An 18511-nucleotide genomic window follows, 5' to 3' on the forward strand; every position below is an offset into this window, starting at 1 on the left:
AAGTTTTTTTGAAACAAAAAATATGACATTGGGACGTTTCGTTTGACACATTTCCTTGAGGGTTAAAAATAATTAAATAGGATGAAAGCTATGGCAAGAAAAATTGATAATAAAGTAAAAATAAATAATGTAAAATTGATTATAGATAGAAAAATGACTGTAGAAGAAGTAGCTTATAAATTAGGTGTTAGTACTAATAATGTTCGTCATTGGTTAAAGGTGTATATGGGAAATCAAAAGAAGAAAAGAATGAGATTGATTGCGGGAGTAGCATTATTACTTATTATTAGTGTTCCAATCATTCTTTTTACCATATTTCATAGAAAAACGAAACCAGTGTCAGAACCTATTGTACAAAACAAAGTGGCAGAAGGAACCACTGATCAAAAAACAAATGCTGATAAAAAATCTATCTACAACGGTATGGGAAAAGTTTTTATCGATCCTGGTCATGGATTTTCTGATTCCGGTACAGAAGCACCTGAAGAATTTGGATTTAAGTTAACAGAAAGTGAAGTCGTTTTAAAAATAGCTAAAAGGGTAGTTGAGATTCTTGAAGCTAATGATTATGATGTAGTAATGTCAAGAACTGAAAATTATGATGAGAAGCAAGAAGATAAGCTATATAAAATATCCTTAACCGAAAGAGTAAGATTAGCTAAAGAAAGTAAAGCTGATGTATTTATATCATTACATGTAAATGCTTATGAAGAATCTAGTAACGTTAATGGATATGATTTGTATTACTGTGAAAAAGATGATAAATATAATGAAGAAGCAGAAAAATTCGCTAATAGAATAACTGATGAGTTCATTAAAAAAACAGGAATAGAAAAAATAAGAGTACATAAGGAACCAAGAAGAAGTTCATATCAAGTGACTAGACAAACAACAATGCCATCTTTACTATTTGAAATGGGATATGCTACTAATAAAGAAGATGCCAAAAGATTATTGGATAATGAATTTCTAGAAAATACAGCAATGTCAATAGCAGAGGGAATCATGGGATATTTAACTGAAATATACTCTATGTAAAATATACAATTTAATAAGAATATTACTGGTTTAATATATACATAAAACAAGGATGACTTTACAAACAAGCGATATGTTTCGTTGATTCTTATATAGAATAAAGGTTATCCTTGTTTTTTCGTAACAAAATCTTAATCATATTTTAATGTTATTTATGCAAAATCTTAATTTAATTCGTGTAGAATTTAAGATGATTTGTTATAAAATTAGCTAAAATAAGTAAAAATATAGTAAAGATAATATATAAATTATAAAATTAAAATACAATTATAAGATTATGTATTTATTGACGATACTTTAGTAAGTATATACATTTGAAGGTAGTATATTAGAAAGAAGGTAAAAAAATGGAAGTTAATGAAAGTACCATAAAGGATTGTAAACTTAAGGTACATAATGTGGAAAAAGAAATAGCTAAAGGAATAATTGGACAAGAAAATATAATTAGACAAGTTCTTCTAGGGGTTCTGACTGGTGGAAATATTTTGCTGGAAGGTGTACCGGGACTTGGAAAAACACAACTTGTCAAGACTTTAGCTAAGGTTATGGATCTGTCGTTTTCAAGAATTCAATTTACACCTGATTTGATGCCAGCTGATGTTGTTGGTACTAATATGTATGTTGAAGATAATCATGGAAAAGGACATTTTGAATATCAGAAAGGACCTGTATTCGCTAATTTATTATTAGCTGATGAAATTAACAGGGCAACACCAAAGACTCAATCAGCTATGTTAGAGGCAATGCAGGAGATGACAGTAACAGTTGGTAACAATACTTATGAATTACCACAGCCATTTATGGTACTTGCAACACAAAATCCAATTGAGATGGAAGGGACTTATCCTTTGCCAGAAGCACAATTAGATAGATTCATGTTCAAAGTATTAGTAGAATTTCCTAATCTAGATGAATTATCCAGAATAATGGATTTAACTGTAGACTGTATAGGTAATGAACCAGAGAAAATAATATCAAGTAGTGATATACTTAACATGAGGAAAATAATAAATGATATACCTGTTGCGAAATATGTTAAAGAATATGCATTAAGATTAGTAGTAGCAACCCATAGTGAATTACCTGATTCACCTGAAATAGCCAGGAAGTATCTTAAATTTGGAGCAAGTCCACGTGCAGCACAAGCTATTCTAAAATCAGCTAAAGCAAATGCTCTACTTGAAGGAAGATACAATGTATCTTTTGACGATATTAATTATGTTGCTCTTCCTTGTCTTAGACATCGTATTTTCTTGAATTTTGAAGCAATCAGTGATGGAATTAATAACGATGAGTTTATTAAAATGCTGATTAATGAAATAAAAGCTTAGGAAGCTGAGGAGTATTATGAACGAACAAATTTTTACATCGGACTTTATGAATAAATTAGAAAAGTTATCAATAAGCGTAAAAAATATGGCAACATATGGTTTGGCAGGAAGCAGAAAATCAAAGGCTAAAGGTATGTCTGTAGAATTCTCTGATTATCGTGAATATGTACCTTCTGATGATTTCAGAAGAATAGACTGGAATGCTTATGGGAGATTTAAAAAACTATATATAAAATTATTTATGGAAGAGAAAGAAGCTGTATTCAGGATTTTTATAGATAATAGCAAATCAATGTCATTTAATAATAAAAACATAACCTCTCTTCGTTTAGCAGCAGCTTTTACTTATATAACTCTCAATAACTTAGATAAAGTATTAATAAATCCCCTGATATCTAATGAAACAGGCATTTTTCTTGGACAAGGTAAAAACTCTTTCATGAAGTACATTAGTTACTTAGAAAATATTGATTTCAATAACCATGAAACGAGTTTTGCAGGACTAAAGAAAATGAATTTCAATGGTAGCGGGATTAGTATTATAATTTCTGATTTATTTACTAATGAAAATATAGAAGATGTTATAAAATTCTTAGCATTCAATAAGCAGCAGATACTGGTTTTACACATATTATCTGATGAAGAAATGAATCCAAGAATTGATGGAAAACTAAAAATGGTAGATAGTGAAACTGGGCAAGAAAAAAATCTCGTAATAACTCCAAGATTACTTAAAAAATATAGAGAAAATGTAAAAAGATTCAGTAATAATATTAACGATATTTGCAGTAAATATGGTGCTTCATATGTTAATATTAAATCAACAGATTCAATTGAAAAGATTATCTTGGAAGATTTAATAGGTACCTTTATTATGATATAGAAAATCTATATCATATTTAATACAAAGAGGATGTGTAATTAATATGAGGTTCAGTAATCCTTATGCTTTATGGGGCTTACTTCTGATTCCATTAGTTATTTTGATGTATATATTGAGGCAGAATTTTGAACAAAAAGAAATTTCAAGTATCTTTTTGTGGGAACTGGCTTCAAAGGAAGATGAAGTAAATACACCCTGGCAAAAGTTGAAAAAAAATATTCTAATGATATTACAAATAATAGTAATAATCATTATTACATTAGCATTGGCTAATCCGTATTTATATAAAAAACAGGAAACTAACAATGTACAGCTCATTGTCATAGACACAAGTGCTAGTATGAATGCAGAATACAAAGATGGGGAAACTAGATTAGATTATGCAAAGGAAATGGCAAAAGAAAAAATAGATGGATTATTAGATGGTACTCCAGTGACTATTATAACTATTGGAAACGATGTTAACATAAATGTGTCTAATGCTGTTTCCAAAGATACTATCAAAAAATCCATTAACAATATTAATCCAACCTATGGTTCTATGAAAATAGATGACAACATAGATTTTATATTCTCAATAGCCAAGAGCTATGAGGATTATGAGATATCTATAATATCTGATGAGATTCATAATAATGATAACGTACACAACTATTTAGTTCAGTCAGAAGGTTCTAATGTAAGTATAGACAATATATCAACTTTCTTCTCAGAAGGTTCATATGAAGTTCTTGCAAAAGTCACTAATAGATATAAAACGCCTGTAAAAATACATTTGGACATATATGACCAAAATGATACATGGCTAAAAGGCAGTGAGATAGACTTAGAATCATATGAAAGCAAGAGTATATTATTTGATAATATCAACTGTGAAGGCAATTATATATATGGTCAAATAAAAGAAAAAGATTTAATTGCAGCAGATAATAAAAGATTTAATATATTGAATAAGAATGAGATAAAAAGAATCATTCTAATATCAGAAGAAAATATTTTTATGGAAAAAGCGATTTTAGCATCTAATAGATACGAGTTGTATAAAACTAAGAATTCTAGTGTTAACAATGAAAAATATGATTTGTATATTTATGATAGTATAATACCTGATTCAATTCCAGATGAAGGCAATTTAATGTTCCTAAATATACCAAAGGTTGATGGATTATATGATACTGAAGCTGAAACCAGTAGTGGAATGGCAGCATTCAGTGATGAAGATATTACTAGACATGTATTCAATGAAAAATTTATTGTTTCTGATTATAGAAAAATATTACCTAATGAATATATAAAATCTATAGCTAATGTTGGTGAAGATAGTATTATAGCAATTGGTAATAAAAATGGTAGAAAATTTAATATTATATCTTTTGATTTACATAATAGTGATTTTCCGTTAAATATCAGTTTCCCTGTTCTTATAGATAATTTATTGGCAGATGTATTAGGGAATGGTGTACAGATTGATGAGAATTATCATGCAGGAGAAAATATTTCTTTTGAACCTTTAAGTACTACTGAAAAAGCTTTTATATCTGATCCGAAAAATAATAAAGCTGAATTGGATGTAAATTTCCCTATAACTTATTATGATGATACTAAGGAATTAGGGGTGTATGAATTGATACAAGAGAATAATGAAAAAGAACAAAAGACAGATTATATAACTATAAATTATAATACTGATTCAGAATCAACTATTAAAGAGTATTCAGATGAGCTTGATGATAATGTATCAAATAAAATGGTCACTAGAAGCCGTAAAAAGACTGATTTCATGAGCCTGTTTATCATTCTTGCTGTAATTGTTATGTTATATGAATGGAAAAAATATGTTATTGGCTAGAGGTGTAATTTATGAGGGTAGAGTTTGGAAGAACATGGATTTTGTTATTATTTCCAATATTGGTGTTTATAATATTTAGAATATCAAAAAACTATTATAGCAATAATTTTAAAAAGTATTTGACTACGGTAACTAGATGTATAGTAATACTGTTTTTAATATTATCTTTAGCTGATATTTCTATCGTTAATACATCAAAAGAAACATCAACAATTTTCTTATCAGATGTATCCGAAAGTGTGTCAGAGAATAAAGAAGAAATTAAAGAATTTATTAGAAATGCTATAAAAGATAAAGGAAAAAACGATAGAGTTGGTTCGGTAATATTTGGAAAAGATGCTTCTTTGGATGTTAGTATTACTAAAGATTTTACATCGGATATATTAGAAACAGATGTTAATAAGTCTTATACTGACATTGAACAGGGTATGCTCAAAAGTATAGCATTAATTCCAAGGGACACAAATAAAAGAATTGTTTTATTAACAGATGGTAAAGAAAACAAAGGAAAAACAGAGAAATTAATTCAATCAATAAAAGATCAAGAAATTGAAATCAAAGTGAAAACCTTAGAATCAAAAGCTGCTAATGAGGTATATATTGATAATTTTTATGTTCCTCAAAAGGTAAATCTTGGTGAACAATTTCAGATTAACATGGATATATTTTCTACTACCCATACTAATGCTAAGATAACTGTTATAGCTGATGGTGAAAAAATTATTACAGACAATATTAATCTTAGAAAAGGTTCCAATAATTATGTGTTGAAAGATACAGCAAAAAAGATGGGATTTGTCAGTTATGAATTATTGATTGAACCTGAAGATGATAGATTGACAGTTAATAATACATACTCAGCATTTACATTTGTTAAAAGTAGCCCCAAAGTACTCATAGTATATGATCAGGAAAAAGATGCCATACAGATAGAGGAAATAACTAAGAGTATAGGACTAAACTATGATAAGACCAAAAGTGTACAAGTACCTGTTAATTTAGAGAATATGTTAAGATATAAGAGCATAATTCTATGTAATGTATCAGCAGATAATTTGAGTGAAGATTTTTTGAACAATATGGAATACTATGTTAAAGATTTCGGAGGAGGATTAGTTACTATTGGTGGTGAAAATTCTTACGCACTTGGTGGTTACTATAAGACTCCACTTGAAACCGTATTACCTGTTAACATGCATATGCGTGGTATAAAGGATAAACCTAATATGGCAATGATGCTTGTTATTGATAAATCAGGTAGTATGTCTGGTAGGAATCTAAGACTTGCCAAAGAAGCTGCTATGCGAACAGCCCTAGTATTGGAAGACAATGATCAAATTGGAGTAATAGCATTTGATGATAAACCTTACGAGATAGTCGAGTTACAAAAAGCTGAAGATAGAGATACTATCAATGAAAGTATCCTTAACATCAACGAAGGTGGGGGTACATCTATATTACCTGCTTTGCAAGACGCTTATGCTAAGTTAAGTGAGAGTAAGGCTGAGATAAAGCATATTGTTTTGCTGACCGATGGACAAGCGGAACAAATAGGATATGAACCATTACTTGATAATATGAATAGCAATAAAATTACATTATCAACAGTAGGGGTTGGTGATGGAGCGGATACTAAGCTTTTATCATATTTAGCTGCTTCTGGCAATGGAAGAAATTATTTTACTAAAGATGGAAGGAATATACCTAGAATATTTGCTAAAGAAGCTTTTATGGCAACAAGGACATATCTTAACAATATAACATTTACACCAATAATGAACTCTTATCATAATATCCTAGCAGATATTTATGATGAAGGATTACCCAAGTTACAAGGATATATTGGTACTTCACCAAAGGATGCTGCGACAGTATTGCTATCTAGCCCTGTAAATGATCCAATATTATCAGTTTGGCAATATGGACTGGGTAGAACAGCTGCTTGGTGTTCTGATTTGTCAGGCGAGTGGAGTGCACTTTATAATACTTGGGATAAAAATAATGTTTTCTGGCAGAATATTATCAATTATACTATTGAAAATTATTCTGATGAACCAATAGAGATTAATAGTACTTATGAAAATGGGGAAGTGAATATTACTCTTAATTCTTCTAACAAAGATTATTTATTAGATTCAACAGTACAAATGAAATCACCATCCAATAAATTAGTTAATGTTAATCTAGAACCAGTTAGAAAGGGAGTATATAAAGGAAAATTTATTCCAGACGAAGTAGGTTCTTACATGATGAAGGGAATTCAAAAAGACGGCGATGAAATTGTAGGTACTGGCTTAAGTGGCATAACTATACCTTATTCAGAAGAATATAAATTGATAGATAACAATAGTTTCATGGATTTTGTAGAAAAAATAGGAGGTAAGATTATTAATGATCCTGATGAAGTATTCAGTGAAATTGATAATAAGGTGAAAACAAGCAAAAACATATCTAACATCTTACTAATAATTGCACTTATACTATGGATTATTGATATAGCTCTGAGAAGATTCAATATTGCATCAAAAATTAATAAAATAGCTATACCTTTTAAAAGACTAATGAGCCTACTGGATAATAAAACGGTAAAAGGAAATAAATCCGATAAAGCTAATATTGAAAATAATAAAAGTAACAGCAAAAATGAAGAGATATCATTGAATAAAAAAGACATGAAGAATGAAAAAGACACGAAGAATGATAAAACAAAAAATAACAAAACCAACAAATCTAATAAAAACAAAGACAATAAACCTAACTTGCTGGATACTTCAGAGTTACTTGGCAATACCAAAAGGAAACGATAAGGGAGAATGATGATGAAGAGGATAATAAGATTAATAGTGTGTACATTCTTGATTTTAATATTTGTAGAAGTTAATATTGAAACATGGGCTGCAGAATATAGAGATTTTGAGGTTGATGTACACTATGGATATGACAATATTTTTAAGTATAATGAGTATTTGCCTGTATCTGTTCATGTGAAAAATAATACAGATGATTTTGATGGTGATGTAGTATTACGTTATCATGTTAACAATAATAGTGATGGGGAATTAAGCCAACGAGTTACCATAGAGAAGAATAATTCAAAAGAAATGAAATTCTTGATACCAAGGATTAGTGAAGAATTATCAATCATGAAAATAATATTTCGAAAAGATAACAAAGTGATGTATGAGGAAAAACTGACTATACCCTATACCCAGGGAATATACAATAACCTAATGTTAGGGATTCTTACAGACGATTTTGATGAACTTAGTTATATTAATTCATCAAATGATTATGTAAAGGTTGAACTTAATGAACAGAATTTTCCAAGTAATATTTTCGCTAGCAAGATTTTGGATGTAATAATTATTAACAATTATGATTTATCCAAATTAAGTCAAGACCAACTGGATATATTGAAAAAATGGGTAAATGATGGTGGACATCTAGTAATTGGTTCTGGAGTCAATTATTCTAAGACTTTAACACTTTTACAAGATTTCATAGGAATCGATATGATTGATGGCGTCAAAGAAATTGATAGTGATATTCTGTATGATTATGTAGCAGAAGAAGCTAAAACAGATGATCACTCATTATTAAGTATAGCATTAATTAATAGTGACAAATTGAAAAGTACAATTATAAGCGGGGATAACCATATAGTCTATAATATGAACAAAGGTAAAGGTATGATTGATTTATTTACATTTGATTTGGGAATGGAACCAATGAAATCTTTTACACATAATAATAAATTTTTTGAGAAGTACTTTAAACAAGAATTTGAAGATATGAAAATTCTACTATCCAATAGCTATTATAGATATAATCGTACAAATAGTTTCTTGAATGTAATACCAGGACTTAAATTTCCTTCGTTGTGGTCAATAATAATAATAATTGGTATATACATTATATTGATTGGACCTGTTCTATACTTAGTGCTTAAGCGTAGGAAGAAAAGACATTTAATGTGGATTATGGTACCTGTAATATCTATAGTTTTTGTTGGTATCATGTATATTAGCGGTATGAACACTAGGCTTAAAGAACCAGTGACTCAAGTTGTCAACATATTGAATTTCTCTGAAAAAGGTGGTTCTTATAATAGCTTCGGAACTGTATTGAATACAGATAAATCAAAGCTGGATATAAAATCCAATGATAGTCTATATATGATCCCATTAGAAAGCTATGACTATTATTCCTATAACCAGTCAAAAAATATGGATATAAAAAATTATAAAGATTTTCCTGTAAGTTTCAACTGGAAATCTGGTCTTGAACCATCAATAGAATATTATAATTCTAATGTGTTCAGTAATAACAACTTTGAATTAGAAACTTCGAAAAATATTCCAGTGGAAAATAAGATTCAATTGAACTTATTATCTGAAGGAACTGAAATAAAAGGTTCTATAACTAACAATTATGATTTTGGATTAGAAAATTGTATAATATATTTCAAGAACAAAGTATATTTGATAGATGATCTGGGAGCAAATGAAACTAAAAAAATAGAAGATATGGGCATTAGGAATTATGACTATTTAAGAGAATATTATTGGAATCTAATTGATAATATTGATAGTTCTTCCGATTTCAAAGAAAAAAATGATAGATATCAAGATAGCAGGATGATTGATTTTAATATGTATACTTATGAAGCGATAAATACTGAAGAAGCTATTTTTGTTGGATGGACAGATAAGAAATTCACTAATGGATTTCAAGTCAACGGTAAAAAGACTAAGAACTTTGAGAAGTCTATGATAAGTGTTATTGATACAATTAACTATGTTAAAGGTTCTAATATTGTTCTTGAATTCGGTTCAGTTAGACCTTATATAGATAACGCAGTCAGCAGTAATGTTATATATAGTCGTAACAAAGAGTTCAGCTATTATTACAAATTACCAACTGAAACAATAGATATTAATAAGATAAAATTCAGAAGAATAGCAAATATGAAAAATAAATATATTGATGCTAAATTTTATATTGTTGGTACTGATAATGAAACATACCAAGAGTTTGATGATACTATTACTATAGAGGCTGAAGAGCTGGATAAATATATTAACAGTAATGGAGAAATATTAATGGCAGTTATTCTATCTGAGGATGAAGGAGAAGTTGACATTCCTGAAATATATATAGAAGGGATTGGAAAATAATGTTAGAGATTAGAGGACTAAAGAAAAACTATAAAAAATTTACTGCTTTAAAAGGTATAGATTTAAAAGTGGAAAAAGGTGAGATATTTGGATTTATCGGTCCAAATGGTGCTGGTAAGACAACGACGATGAAAATTGTATGTGGACTGTTGAGTCCTACTTCTGGTGAAGTGTATGTCAATGGTATCAATGCTTTACAGAATATAAGGAGAGCTAAACAATATATTGGTTATATGCCCGATTTCTTCGGTGTATATGATAATCTTAAGGTTACTGAGTATTTAGAATTCTATTCTTCGATTTATGGCATCAAAGGAACTGAGAGAAACAAAATGATTGAAGACCTACTAGAACTTGTTAATCTTACGGATAAATCAGATTTTTTTGTTGATAGCTTGTCAAGAGGTATGAAGCAAAAGCTTTGTTTAGCAAGATGTCTGGTTCATAATCCAGAGCTATTAGTTCTAGACGAACCTGCGTCTGGTATGGACCCTAGAGCTAGAGCAGATCTAAAAAAAATACTATGTACACTTATAGACATGGGAAAAACAGTTATCATCAGTTCTCATATCTTATCTGAATTATCAGAAGTATGTACTTCCATAGGTATTATTAATAAAGGAGAAATTGTTATTAGTGGAAATGTAGAAGAAGTAACTAACAAAGTATACAATAACAAAGTATTAGAAATTGAAGTTAGTGATTCTCCAGATAAAGCAGAGACAGTATTGAAAGAAATTGATTTTGTTCAAGATATTAATCCTACTGGAAATAAATTAGAAGTTTCTATTAACGGAGATAATGAACAGATTAAAAAACTACTGAAACAACTTGTTATAAGAGACGTTCCAGTTATTACACTTAACAAGAAAACACAAAACCTTGAAGATATATTCTTAGAAGTAACTAAGGAAGCTTAAATATTGTAAATAATATTTATTTGGAAGGAATGAAATTATGAAATCAATTATACTAAAAGAAGCTAAGATAAAAATGAGAAGTTGGAAAAGTGTTGGTATGATAGTATCTTATGTTACATTATTAGCATTTGGGGTTATTGTAATGTTAAGTAGTACTTTATACAGCGTATATAATAATAATCTAAGTGAAAATTATAGGAATATATACATGACAATTACGATTATACAGGTTTTAATGATATCTTTTATAGTACCAATAATTGCTTCAGGTTCAATATCTCTGGAAAGGGAAAAACAAACTTTGGATATACTTCTTAGTACTAATATGAGACCTATATCCATAATAATGGGAAAATTAATGACAACAGTAAGTGTTGTACTATTGTTAATAGTTACATCGTTACCTATTTTTTCGTTCGTATTCTTATTTGGAGGACTAAATATAACATCAATCTTGAGTATGGTAGCATTTTTTATAATCATCTCATTCTTTTTTGGTTCTTTAGGAGTATTTTTTTCAACACTATTCAAGAAGACGTTAACTTCAATAGTACTAACATTCTTAGTTATGATGTTTTTAACTATAGGAACTATCTTGATACCTGCAATCTATACGTATATGACAAGGGATTATTCTTATTTTGAGAATAATACTTTTTTCCTTTATTATATTAATCCAGGTATAACATTTTGGGCGGTATTATTACAGCAATTTGGTGGGATAGACAGGCTTTCTGGCTACTTGAATGGAATAACATTAAATGACAATATTACAATAATCAGTTGTTGTTTATATATACTATTATCTGTAGGATTAAATTTTGCTTCAGCATATATTCTTAATCCTATAAAAAAGAAAAAAGGTATAGAAGAGGTCAGCTATGAATGATATTAATGAAAGTATAATTAGTATTATTAAGAAAGTAAGAAGAAAAATAATATACAAGATGTTAATAGAAAATGTTCTATTGAGCATTACTGGTGGAGTTATTGCATGTATTGTACTTGCAATAATAGCTCATATCACACCAATAACATTTATATATATAAAATCAGCTTATATAATGATTATTAGTATGTTGATAGGAGTGGTATACTCTTTATTCAATATACCGGATAATAATTATACAGCAAAAATTATTGATGAAAAAGGATTGAAAGAAAGAACAATAACTGCTCTTGAATTAATGGAGAGTAATAATCCATATGCAAGGATTGAGATAGAAGATGCTTATTCTCACTTAAGGAAAATCGACTATAAAAAAATAATTTCCTTAAAACCTTCTACTAAAAAATTTGTGTTGAGCATATCCATGGTCACTATTTTAATTATAATATTGGCAATTCCAAATAGGCATAGAAATATTGTAGAACAAAAAGAACGAATGCATATTGTTAAAGAAGAAGAGAAAGATGAAATAGAGAAAATCAAGAAAGAAATAAAGAAAGATGTCTTCTTAACTGAGAAGGATAAAAAAGAACTTGAAAAAGAAATAGCAAAGCTCAATAAAGAGATATCAAGTATTAATGATGAAAAAGAGTATAAGAAACAAGCTGAGTCGAATAAAAAAATCATAGAGCACAAAAAAAATAAAGCCAAGGAAGAGAATTTCGAAAAATTAGCAAAGAAAATGTTGGAAAATAATAGTTTACAGGAATTAGGAAAGGCTCTCAGCGATAAAGAATTTGATAAAGCTAAGAAAGAAATAGATAAATTAATTGAAGAAGCAAAAAAGATGAGTGATAAAGAATATAATGATATGCTGGCTGATTTATCAGATAAGTTAGCTGGACTTGACATCAGTCAATTACAAGATGCTCTAGGGGATTTAGCTAATGAAATGGAAATGACAAGTATAACACTGTCAAATAGCCAGTATGCTTCTTCTAATAGTAATAATGGTAATCCAGGGAAATCCCAAAATAATAATCAAAGCTCCAGTACAGGGGCTAATAGTGCGCAGAATGGACAGGGGAGTGGACAGGGTAACGGACAAGGCAGTGGGCAAGGTAATCAACAAGGTAACGGAAATAGTAATGGAAAAGGACAGGGAAGGGGTAAAGGGAGTGCCAATTCCGAAACAGATAATGAATCCTTAGATGCTTCCACACAAGATAAAAATATCAATGGTAAGCGTGGAAATAAAGATGATTCCCAGATTCAGATGACTAAAGAAGGGATATCTATAGGTGGTGAGAAAGTACCATATGTCCAGGTAATAGGTGAATATGAGAGCAAAGCCTATGAATCAATGAATACATCAGATATTCCTAAAGGAATGCAAGAAGTAGTAAAAGAATATTTTTCAGGACTTAATTGATTTATATAAAATAATTGACATTGCGTATGTCAATTATTTTTTTTGTCTTTATATCATATTTTTATAAATTATTCTACTTTATTGTAAATACAAAATTTCTTTTTTTTAGTATACTTCTTTTAAGCAATACACATATAACATTTTAAGGAGGTTGAAATGTGAAAGATATACTGGAATTTTCAGGTATAACAAAATACTTTCCTGGAGTTAAAGCGTTGGATAATGTAAGTTTTAAAGCCAACAGTGGAGAAGTACTTGCATTTCTTGGAGAAAATGGAGCTGGTAAATCAACTCTTTTAAAAATTTTGAATGGTGATTTTCAGCCTACTAGTGGCGAATACATATTAAATGGAGAAGCAAAACATTTTAAATCACCAAAAGAAGCCATAGATGAAGGTATAAGCATCATATACCAAGAACGTCAAATTGTATTGGATATAAGTGTTGCAGAAAATATATTTCTAGGACAGCAGCCAATCAAGAAAAACGGATTGATTGATTATAAGAAATTATACCAAGATGCTAAAAAAATAATTGATGAATTTGGTCTTAATATCGACCCAAGAGCAAAAGTTCGAAATATCAGTATTGCACATCAACAAATGGTTGAAATAATGAAAGCATATAGCCGAGATCTTAAGGTTATTGCATTTGATGAACCCACTGCTAGTTTATCTGATAGTGAGATAGAAATCCTTTTTGAAATAATCAATAAGCTGAAAAAAGAGAATAAGATAATCATTTATGTTTCGCACAGAATGAAAGAACTTGAAAGAATAGCAGACAAAGTAGTCGTATTCAAAGATGGAAAATTCGTAGATCTTGTTAAACGAAATGATGTGACTAACAACGATTTGATTACTATGATGGTAGGAAGAGATCTAGGAGATATATTTAACGAATTGGATAGAAGTAAAGGTTACGGAGATACAATATTAGAGGTCAATAACCTGACAACTAATGATGTAAATGATGTATCTTTCTCTCTAAGGGAAGGAGAAATACTTGGATTCGCAGGACTTGTCGGTGCTGGTAGAACAGAAGTAATGCGAGCTGTTTTTGGAGCTGACAAAGTTAATGGTGGAAAAATACTATTGGAGAAAAAAGAGGTCAATAGTAAATCTCCAAAGCAAGCTATCAAGAAGGGGATTGTTCTATGTCCAGAGGATAGAAAACTTCAAGGTATTCTACCTAACTTATCTGTAGGATATAACATCAGTATTGCTGTGCTAGATAATATTATAAATAAAATTGGCTTCATCAATAGAAAAAAGGAAAATGTTCTAGTTGAGGATAGTATTAATACCTTTAATATTAAAACTCCTAATGCCACTAAGAAGATTGTTGAATTAAGTGGTGGTAATCAGCAAAAAGCTATTGTTGCCAGATGGCTGGCGACTAATCCAAAGGTACTGATATTAGATGAACCTACCAAAGGTATTGATGTAGGTGCAAAAGCAGAATTTTATAAACTAATATGTGATTGTGCAAAAAATGGTATGGGTGTCATACTGATATCTTCTGAACTCCCAGAAGTTATAGGATTAAGTGACAGGATTATTGTTATGAAAGATGGATATATAACAGGTGAAGTAATGAGAGAAGAGGCGACAGAAGAAAAAATTCTTGCCTATGCAATGTTAGAAGGAGAGGTTAATTAAAATGGATAAACAAAAATTAAAGACATTAAGAGAAAAGATACCTAGCGATAGAATAGGATTATTGATAGCGTTAATAGTTATGATTGCAGTATTTTCTTTATTCAATAAACATTTCTTTTCGTATAAAAATATGATAAATATACTTATTGCAGCTTCATTGACTGGATTGGTTGCAGTAGGTGAAACATATTTGGTTATTGCAGGGTTAGTTGACTTGTCAGCAGGTTCAGTAGCTGCATTTGGTAGTGTATTGGCTGCAGTAGTTCTAAGTTCAACGGGTAATGTTTTTGTTACAGTGGTAATTGTTATCCTTGCAGGAATATTAATTGGTATTTTCAATGCTGTTACAGTTAATTCTTTGAAATTAGAACCATTCATTGCAACTCTTGCATCAATGTCAATCGTTAGAGGTTTAGCATATATAATATGTAATGGAAAACCTGTCTTTATAACTAATAATAGTTTTCTTAAGTTAGGAAGCCAAAGGATATTCGGTATTCCTGTACCTGTTATAATATTAATAATTTCTTTTATAATATTTGGTGTAATTTTATCAAAAACTAGATTCGGTAGAAGTATTTACGTAGTCGGAGGTAACAAAGAAGCTGCTAGATTAGCTGGATTAAACCCTAAAAGGATTACTTTGATTCTATATATGGTTAATGGAGCATTGGCTGCATTAGGAGGGGCTTTATTAGCGGCTAGAATGAATTCAGGGCAACCTGCAGCAAGTGTAGGATTGGAATTTGATGCTATCACAGCAGCTGTATTAGGTGGAACAGCATTCTCTGGTGGAGTTGGAACAATTTTCGGTACTGTCCTAGGTGTATTTATACTACAAGGATTCAACACTGGTCTTATAATGTTGAATGTACCTACTTTCTGGCAGTATGTAGCAAGAGGTTTATTATTATTGATTGCATTGACATTCGACTTCCTTAGAAAGAGAAGAAGAGATAAAAAGATATTAGAGAGCAGTATGGCAAATAGTTAATAATCATGTGATATAGGTAAGGAGGTATATGGAATGAACAGAAGAGAGAATCTATTATCACTACTTAAAAGACAAGGGTATGATGAAGTACCTGTAGAATTTCTTTTATGTCCAGATTTAGAGAAATTATTCAGGAAGAAAACTGATTACATAGGGGATTACATGGAATATTTCAACATGCCTTGGAAGTATGTAGATGATATGAAGCTTATTGATAATGATACTGATAAATACTTGAAGTATTTTGATTCATTGAAACCAGGCTCCAAGATTGATTATTGGGGTGTTGGACATGAACCAGGTAGTGAAGCAGCAAAGCATATGACATATATGAGAAATCCTCTCAAGCAAATAACTAGTATAGAAGAACTTGAGAATTATCCATTTCCTGATTTTTTATCTGCTAATAATGACCACCAAAAAAAGCAGGTTGAACAGATTCACGAAGCAGGTCTAGCAGCTGTTGGTAATATGCAGATGACCATATGGGAAGCTTCTTGGTATATAAGAGGTATGGAAGAATTAATGATGGATATGATGTTTGAAGATGAAAAAGCAGTTTATCTCTTGGATAAGATATCTGAAATCAATCTAATAAGAGCAAAGTCATATGTAAATGCTGGAGTAGATATTTTGTTTATTGGTGATGATATAGGAATGCAGAGAAGTATTATGATGAGCGAAGATTTGTATGTGACTTGGCTAAAACCAAGACTGAAGAATTTAATTAGTGAAGTGAAAAAGATTAATAAAGATCTTTTTGTTTTTTATCATTCTTGTGGTTTCATAACTCCTTTTATACCACATCTAATAGATGCAGGAGTTGATGTACTTAATCCAATTCAGCCTGAATGTATGGACTTCAAGGATATCCATTCAGAGTTTGGAGATAAAATATCTTTCCATGGTACAATAGGTACACAATCTACGATGCCATTTGGAACTCCAGGGGATGTTAGAAAGGAGGTATTCAGAAATCTCGAAATAGCAGGAGATAAAGGTGGTTTATTGGTAGCACCAACACATCTGTTGGAGCCTGAAGTACCTTGGGAGAATATAATTGCTTATGTACAGGCTTGTAAAGATTTTTTGAAATAGATAGTAGAAAATAGTAAATATATGTATAATATAAAAAAAGTGGAGGTATTTATTATGAAGAAAATATTAAGTTTGTTAATAGCTACAACATTGATTATTAGTTTATTTGTTGGATGTTCTAAGGATGAAAAAAATGATACAAAGAAAGATGACAATAAACCAGTAGCTGAAAAGAATGATGATAAAAAAGAAGCTGACAAGAAAGATGATAAAATAGTTATAGCCGGAATCTACAAAGCTGGTGACCAGGTTTGGTTTATAGATGAAGGTGCAGCTGCGGAAGAAATGTGTAAAAAAATGGGTGTAGATGAATTCATTTATATTGATGCAAAAATGAATCCAGAAACATATCTACAAGCTATTGATAATGTTATTGCACAGGAAGTAGATGGAGTTCTAACATGTATACCAGATCAGCAACTAAGTCAAGTAACTGTAAACAAATTGAAAGAAGCAGGTATTCCTGTTATTGCAGCTGATGATGCATTACAAGATGAAGATGGTAATAAATTAGCACCATGGGTAGGTATTAGTGCTTACAATATCGGAGCAGCTAATGGTGAATGGATGGCTAAATATGCAATAGATAATGGACTAGATAAAGACGAAGAAGCAGGATTACTTCTTTTGACTATGGATACTGTATCTAGCTGTGTTCCTAGAACTGAAGGAGAATATGATAAATTCACTGAGAATATTTCTGATTTCCCAGAAGACAAGATTTACCGTGCAGATTATAATGGTGAGACTGATAAAGGATTTGCCGCAGCTTCAAGTGTAATCACAGCTAATCCTCAAATCAAGAAGTGGATGGTAATGGCAGCTAATGACGAAGGAGCTGTTGGTGGAGTTAGAGCTTTAGAGCAAGCTGGTTTGGACAAAGACTCTTGTGTAATAGGTTTAGGTGCATATCTAGCAAAAGGTGAATTCAAGAAAGAGTATTCTGCTATGAAAGCAGCTACATATTTTTCAGCACAAGCTGTTGGTGGCGATTCTGCAAAATTCTTAATTGAACATATAAAAAATGGTACAGAAATACCTATGGAACATGCAGTTGACGCTATAATAGTAACCAAAGATAACTATAAAGAGGTTATGGGTAAATATGCAGAGTAAAATGTGCTAATAATGGTATTTTTTATAACGGGTGTTCATCACCCGTTTTTTTGAATTATGTGGTATAATAATGTTTATTAACCTATGATTCATTATTACTAATTAAGAATGGAGCACATAATA

Annotated in this window: 13 protein-coding genes; all 13 read left to right on the forward strand. The window is 30.2% G+C overall.

Going from position 1 to position 18511, the window contains the following annotated elements; genetic code table 11:
• The first annotated feature begins 90 nt into the window (after positions 1–90).
• The 13 genes from AACQ14_RS05210 to AACQ14_RS05270 all read left to right on the forward strand — a co-directional run bounded on the left by AACQ14_RS05210 (position 91) and on the right by AACQ14_RS05270 (position 18388).
• Entirely contained in the window at positions 91–1038 is a 948-nt protein-coding gene (locus AACQ14_RS05210; protein WP_339362515.1) for an N-acetylmuramoyl-L-alanine amidase family protein, read from the forward strand.
• 347 nt (positions 1039–1385) lie between these two features.
• Positions 1386–2369, forward strand: coding sequence for an AAA family ATPase (locus AACQ14_RS05215; protein ID WP_339362516.1), 984 nt, complete (start codon positions 1386–1388; stop codon positions 2367–2369).
• Positions 2370–2385: 16 nt separating this feature from the next.
• The gene (locus tag AACQ14_RS05220) at positions 2386–3252 is read left to right on the forward strand and encodes a DUF58 domain-containing protein (RefSeq protein ID WP_339362517.1); all 867 of its coding nucleotides are present in this window, start codon (positions 2386–2388) and stop codon (positions 3250–3252) included.
• A gap of 43 nt (positions 3253–3295) precedes the next feature.
• Positions 3296–5101: a vWA domain-containing protein gene (locus AACQ14_RS05225; RefSeq protein WP_339362518.1), complete on the forward strand. Its 1806-nt coding sequence runs from the start codon at positions 3296–3298 to the stop codon at positions 5099–5101.
• A gap of 119 nt (positions 5102–5220) precedes the next feature.
• Positions 5221–7908, forward strand: coding sequence for a VWA domain-containing protein (locus AACQ14_RS05230; RefSeq protein ID WP_339362519.1), 2688 nt, complete (start codon positions 5221–5223; stop codon positions 7906–7908).
• Between the two features lie 12 nt (positions 7909–7920).
• Complete coding sequence (locus AACQ14_RS05235; RefSeq protein ID WP_339362520.1) at positions 7921–10278, forward strand: hypothetical protein; 2358 nt, start codon at positions 7921–7923, stop codon at positions 10276–10278.
• Positions 10278–11198, forward strand: a complete 921-nt coding sequence (locus AACQ14_RS05240) for an ABC transporter ATP-binding protein (RefSeq protein WP_339362521.1) — start codon at positions 10278–10280, stop codon at positions 11196–11198. The genes AACQ14_RS05235 and AACQ14_RS05240 overlap by 1 nt, the downstream gene beginning before the upstream one ends.
• Positions 11199–11235: 37 nt before the next feature.
• Positions 11236–12087, forward strand: coding sequence for an ABC transporter permease (locus AACQ14_RS05245; protein WP_339362522.1), 852 nt, complete (start codon positions 11236–11238; stop codon positions 12085–12087).
• Positions 12080–13519, forward strand: coding sequence for an ATP synthase subunit B family protein (locus AACQ14_RS05250; protein ID WP_339362523.1), 1440 nt, complete (start codon positions 12080–12082; stop codon positions 13517–13519). Before AACQ14_RS05245 ends, AACQ14_RS05250 begins: the two co-directional genes overlap by 8 nt.
• A 158-nt stretch (positions 13520–13677) precedes the next feature.
• Positions 13678–15180 carry a sugar ABC transporter ATP-binding protein gene (locus tag AACQ14_RS05255; protein ID WP_339362524.1) on the forward strand — a complete coding sequence of 501 codons (1503 nt, stop codon included), beginning with the start codon at positions 13678–13680 and terminating at the stop codon, positions 15178–15180.
• A gap of 1 nt (position 15181) precedes the next feature.
• Positions 15182–16174 carry an ABC transporter permease gene (locus tag AACQ14_RS05260; RefSeq protein ID WP_339362525.1) on the forward strand — a complete coding sequence of 331 codons (993 nt, stop codon included), beginning with the start codon at positions 15182–15184 and terminating at the stop codon, positions 16172–16174.
• Positions 16175–16207: 33 nt separating this feature from the next.
• On the forward strand, positions 16208–17272 hold the full coding sequence (locus AACQ14_RS05265) for a uroporphyrinogen decarboxylase family protein (protein ID WP_339362526.1): 1065 nt from the start codon (positions 16208–16210) through the stop codon (positions 17270–17272).
• A gap of 54 nt (positions 17273–17326) precedes the next feature.
• Entirely contained in the window at positions 17327–18388 is a 1062-nt protein-coding gene (locus AACQ14_RS05270; RefSeq protein WP_339362527.1) for an arabinose ABC transporter substrate-binding protein, read from the forward strand.
• Positions 18389–18511 lie beyond the last annotated feature (123 nt).

The organism is Vallitalea maricola, assembly GCF_036985595.1.
Lineage (GTDB): Bacteria > Bacillota > Clostridia > Lachnospirales > Vallitaleaceae > Vallitalea > Vallitalea maricola.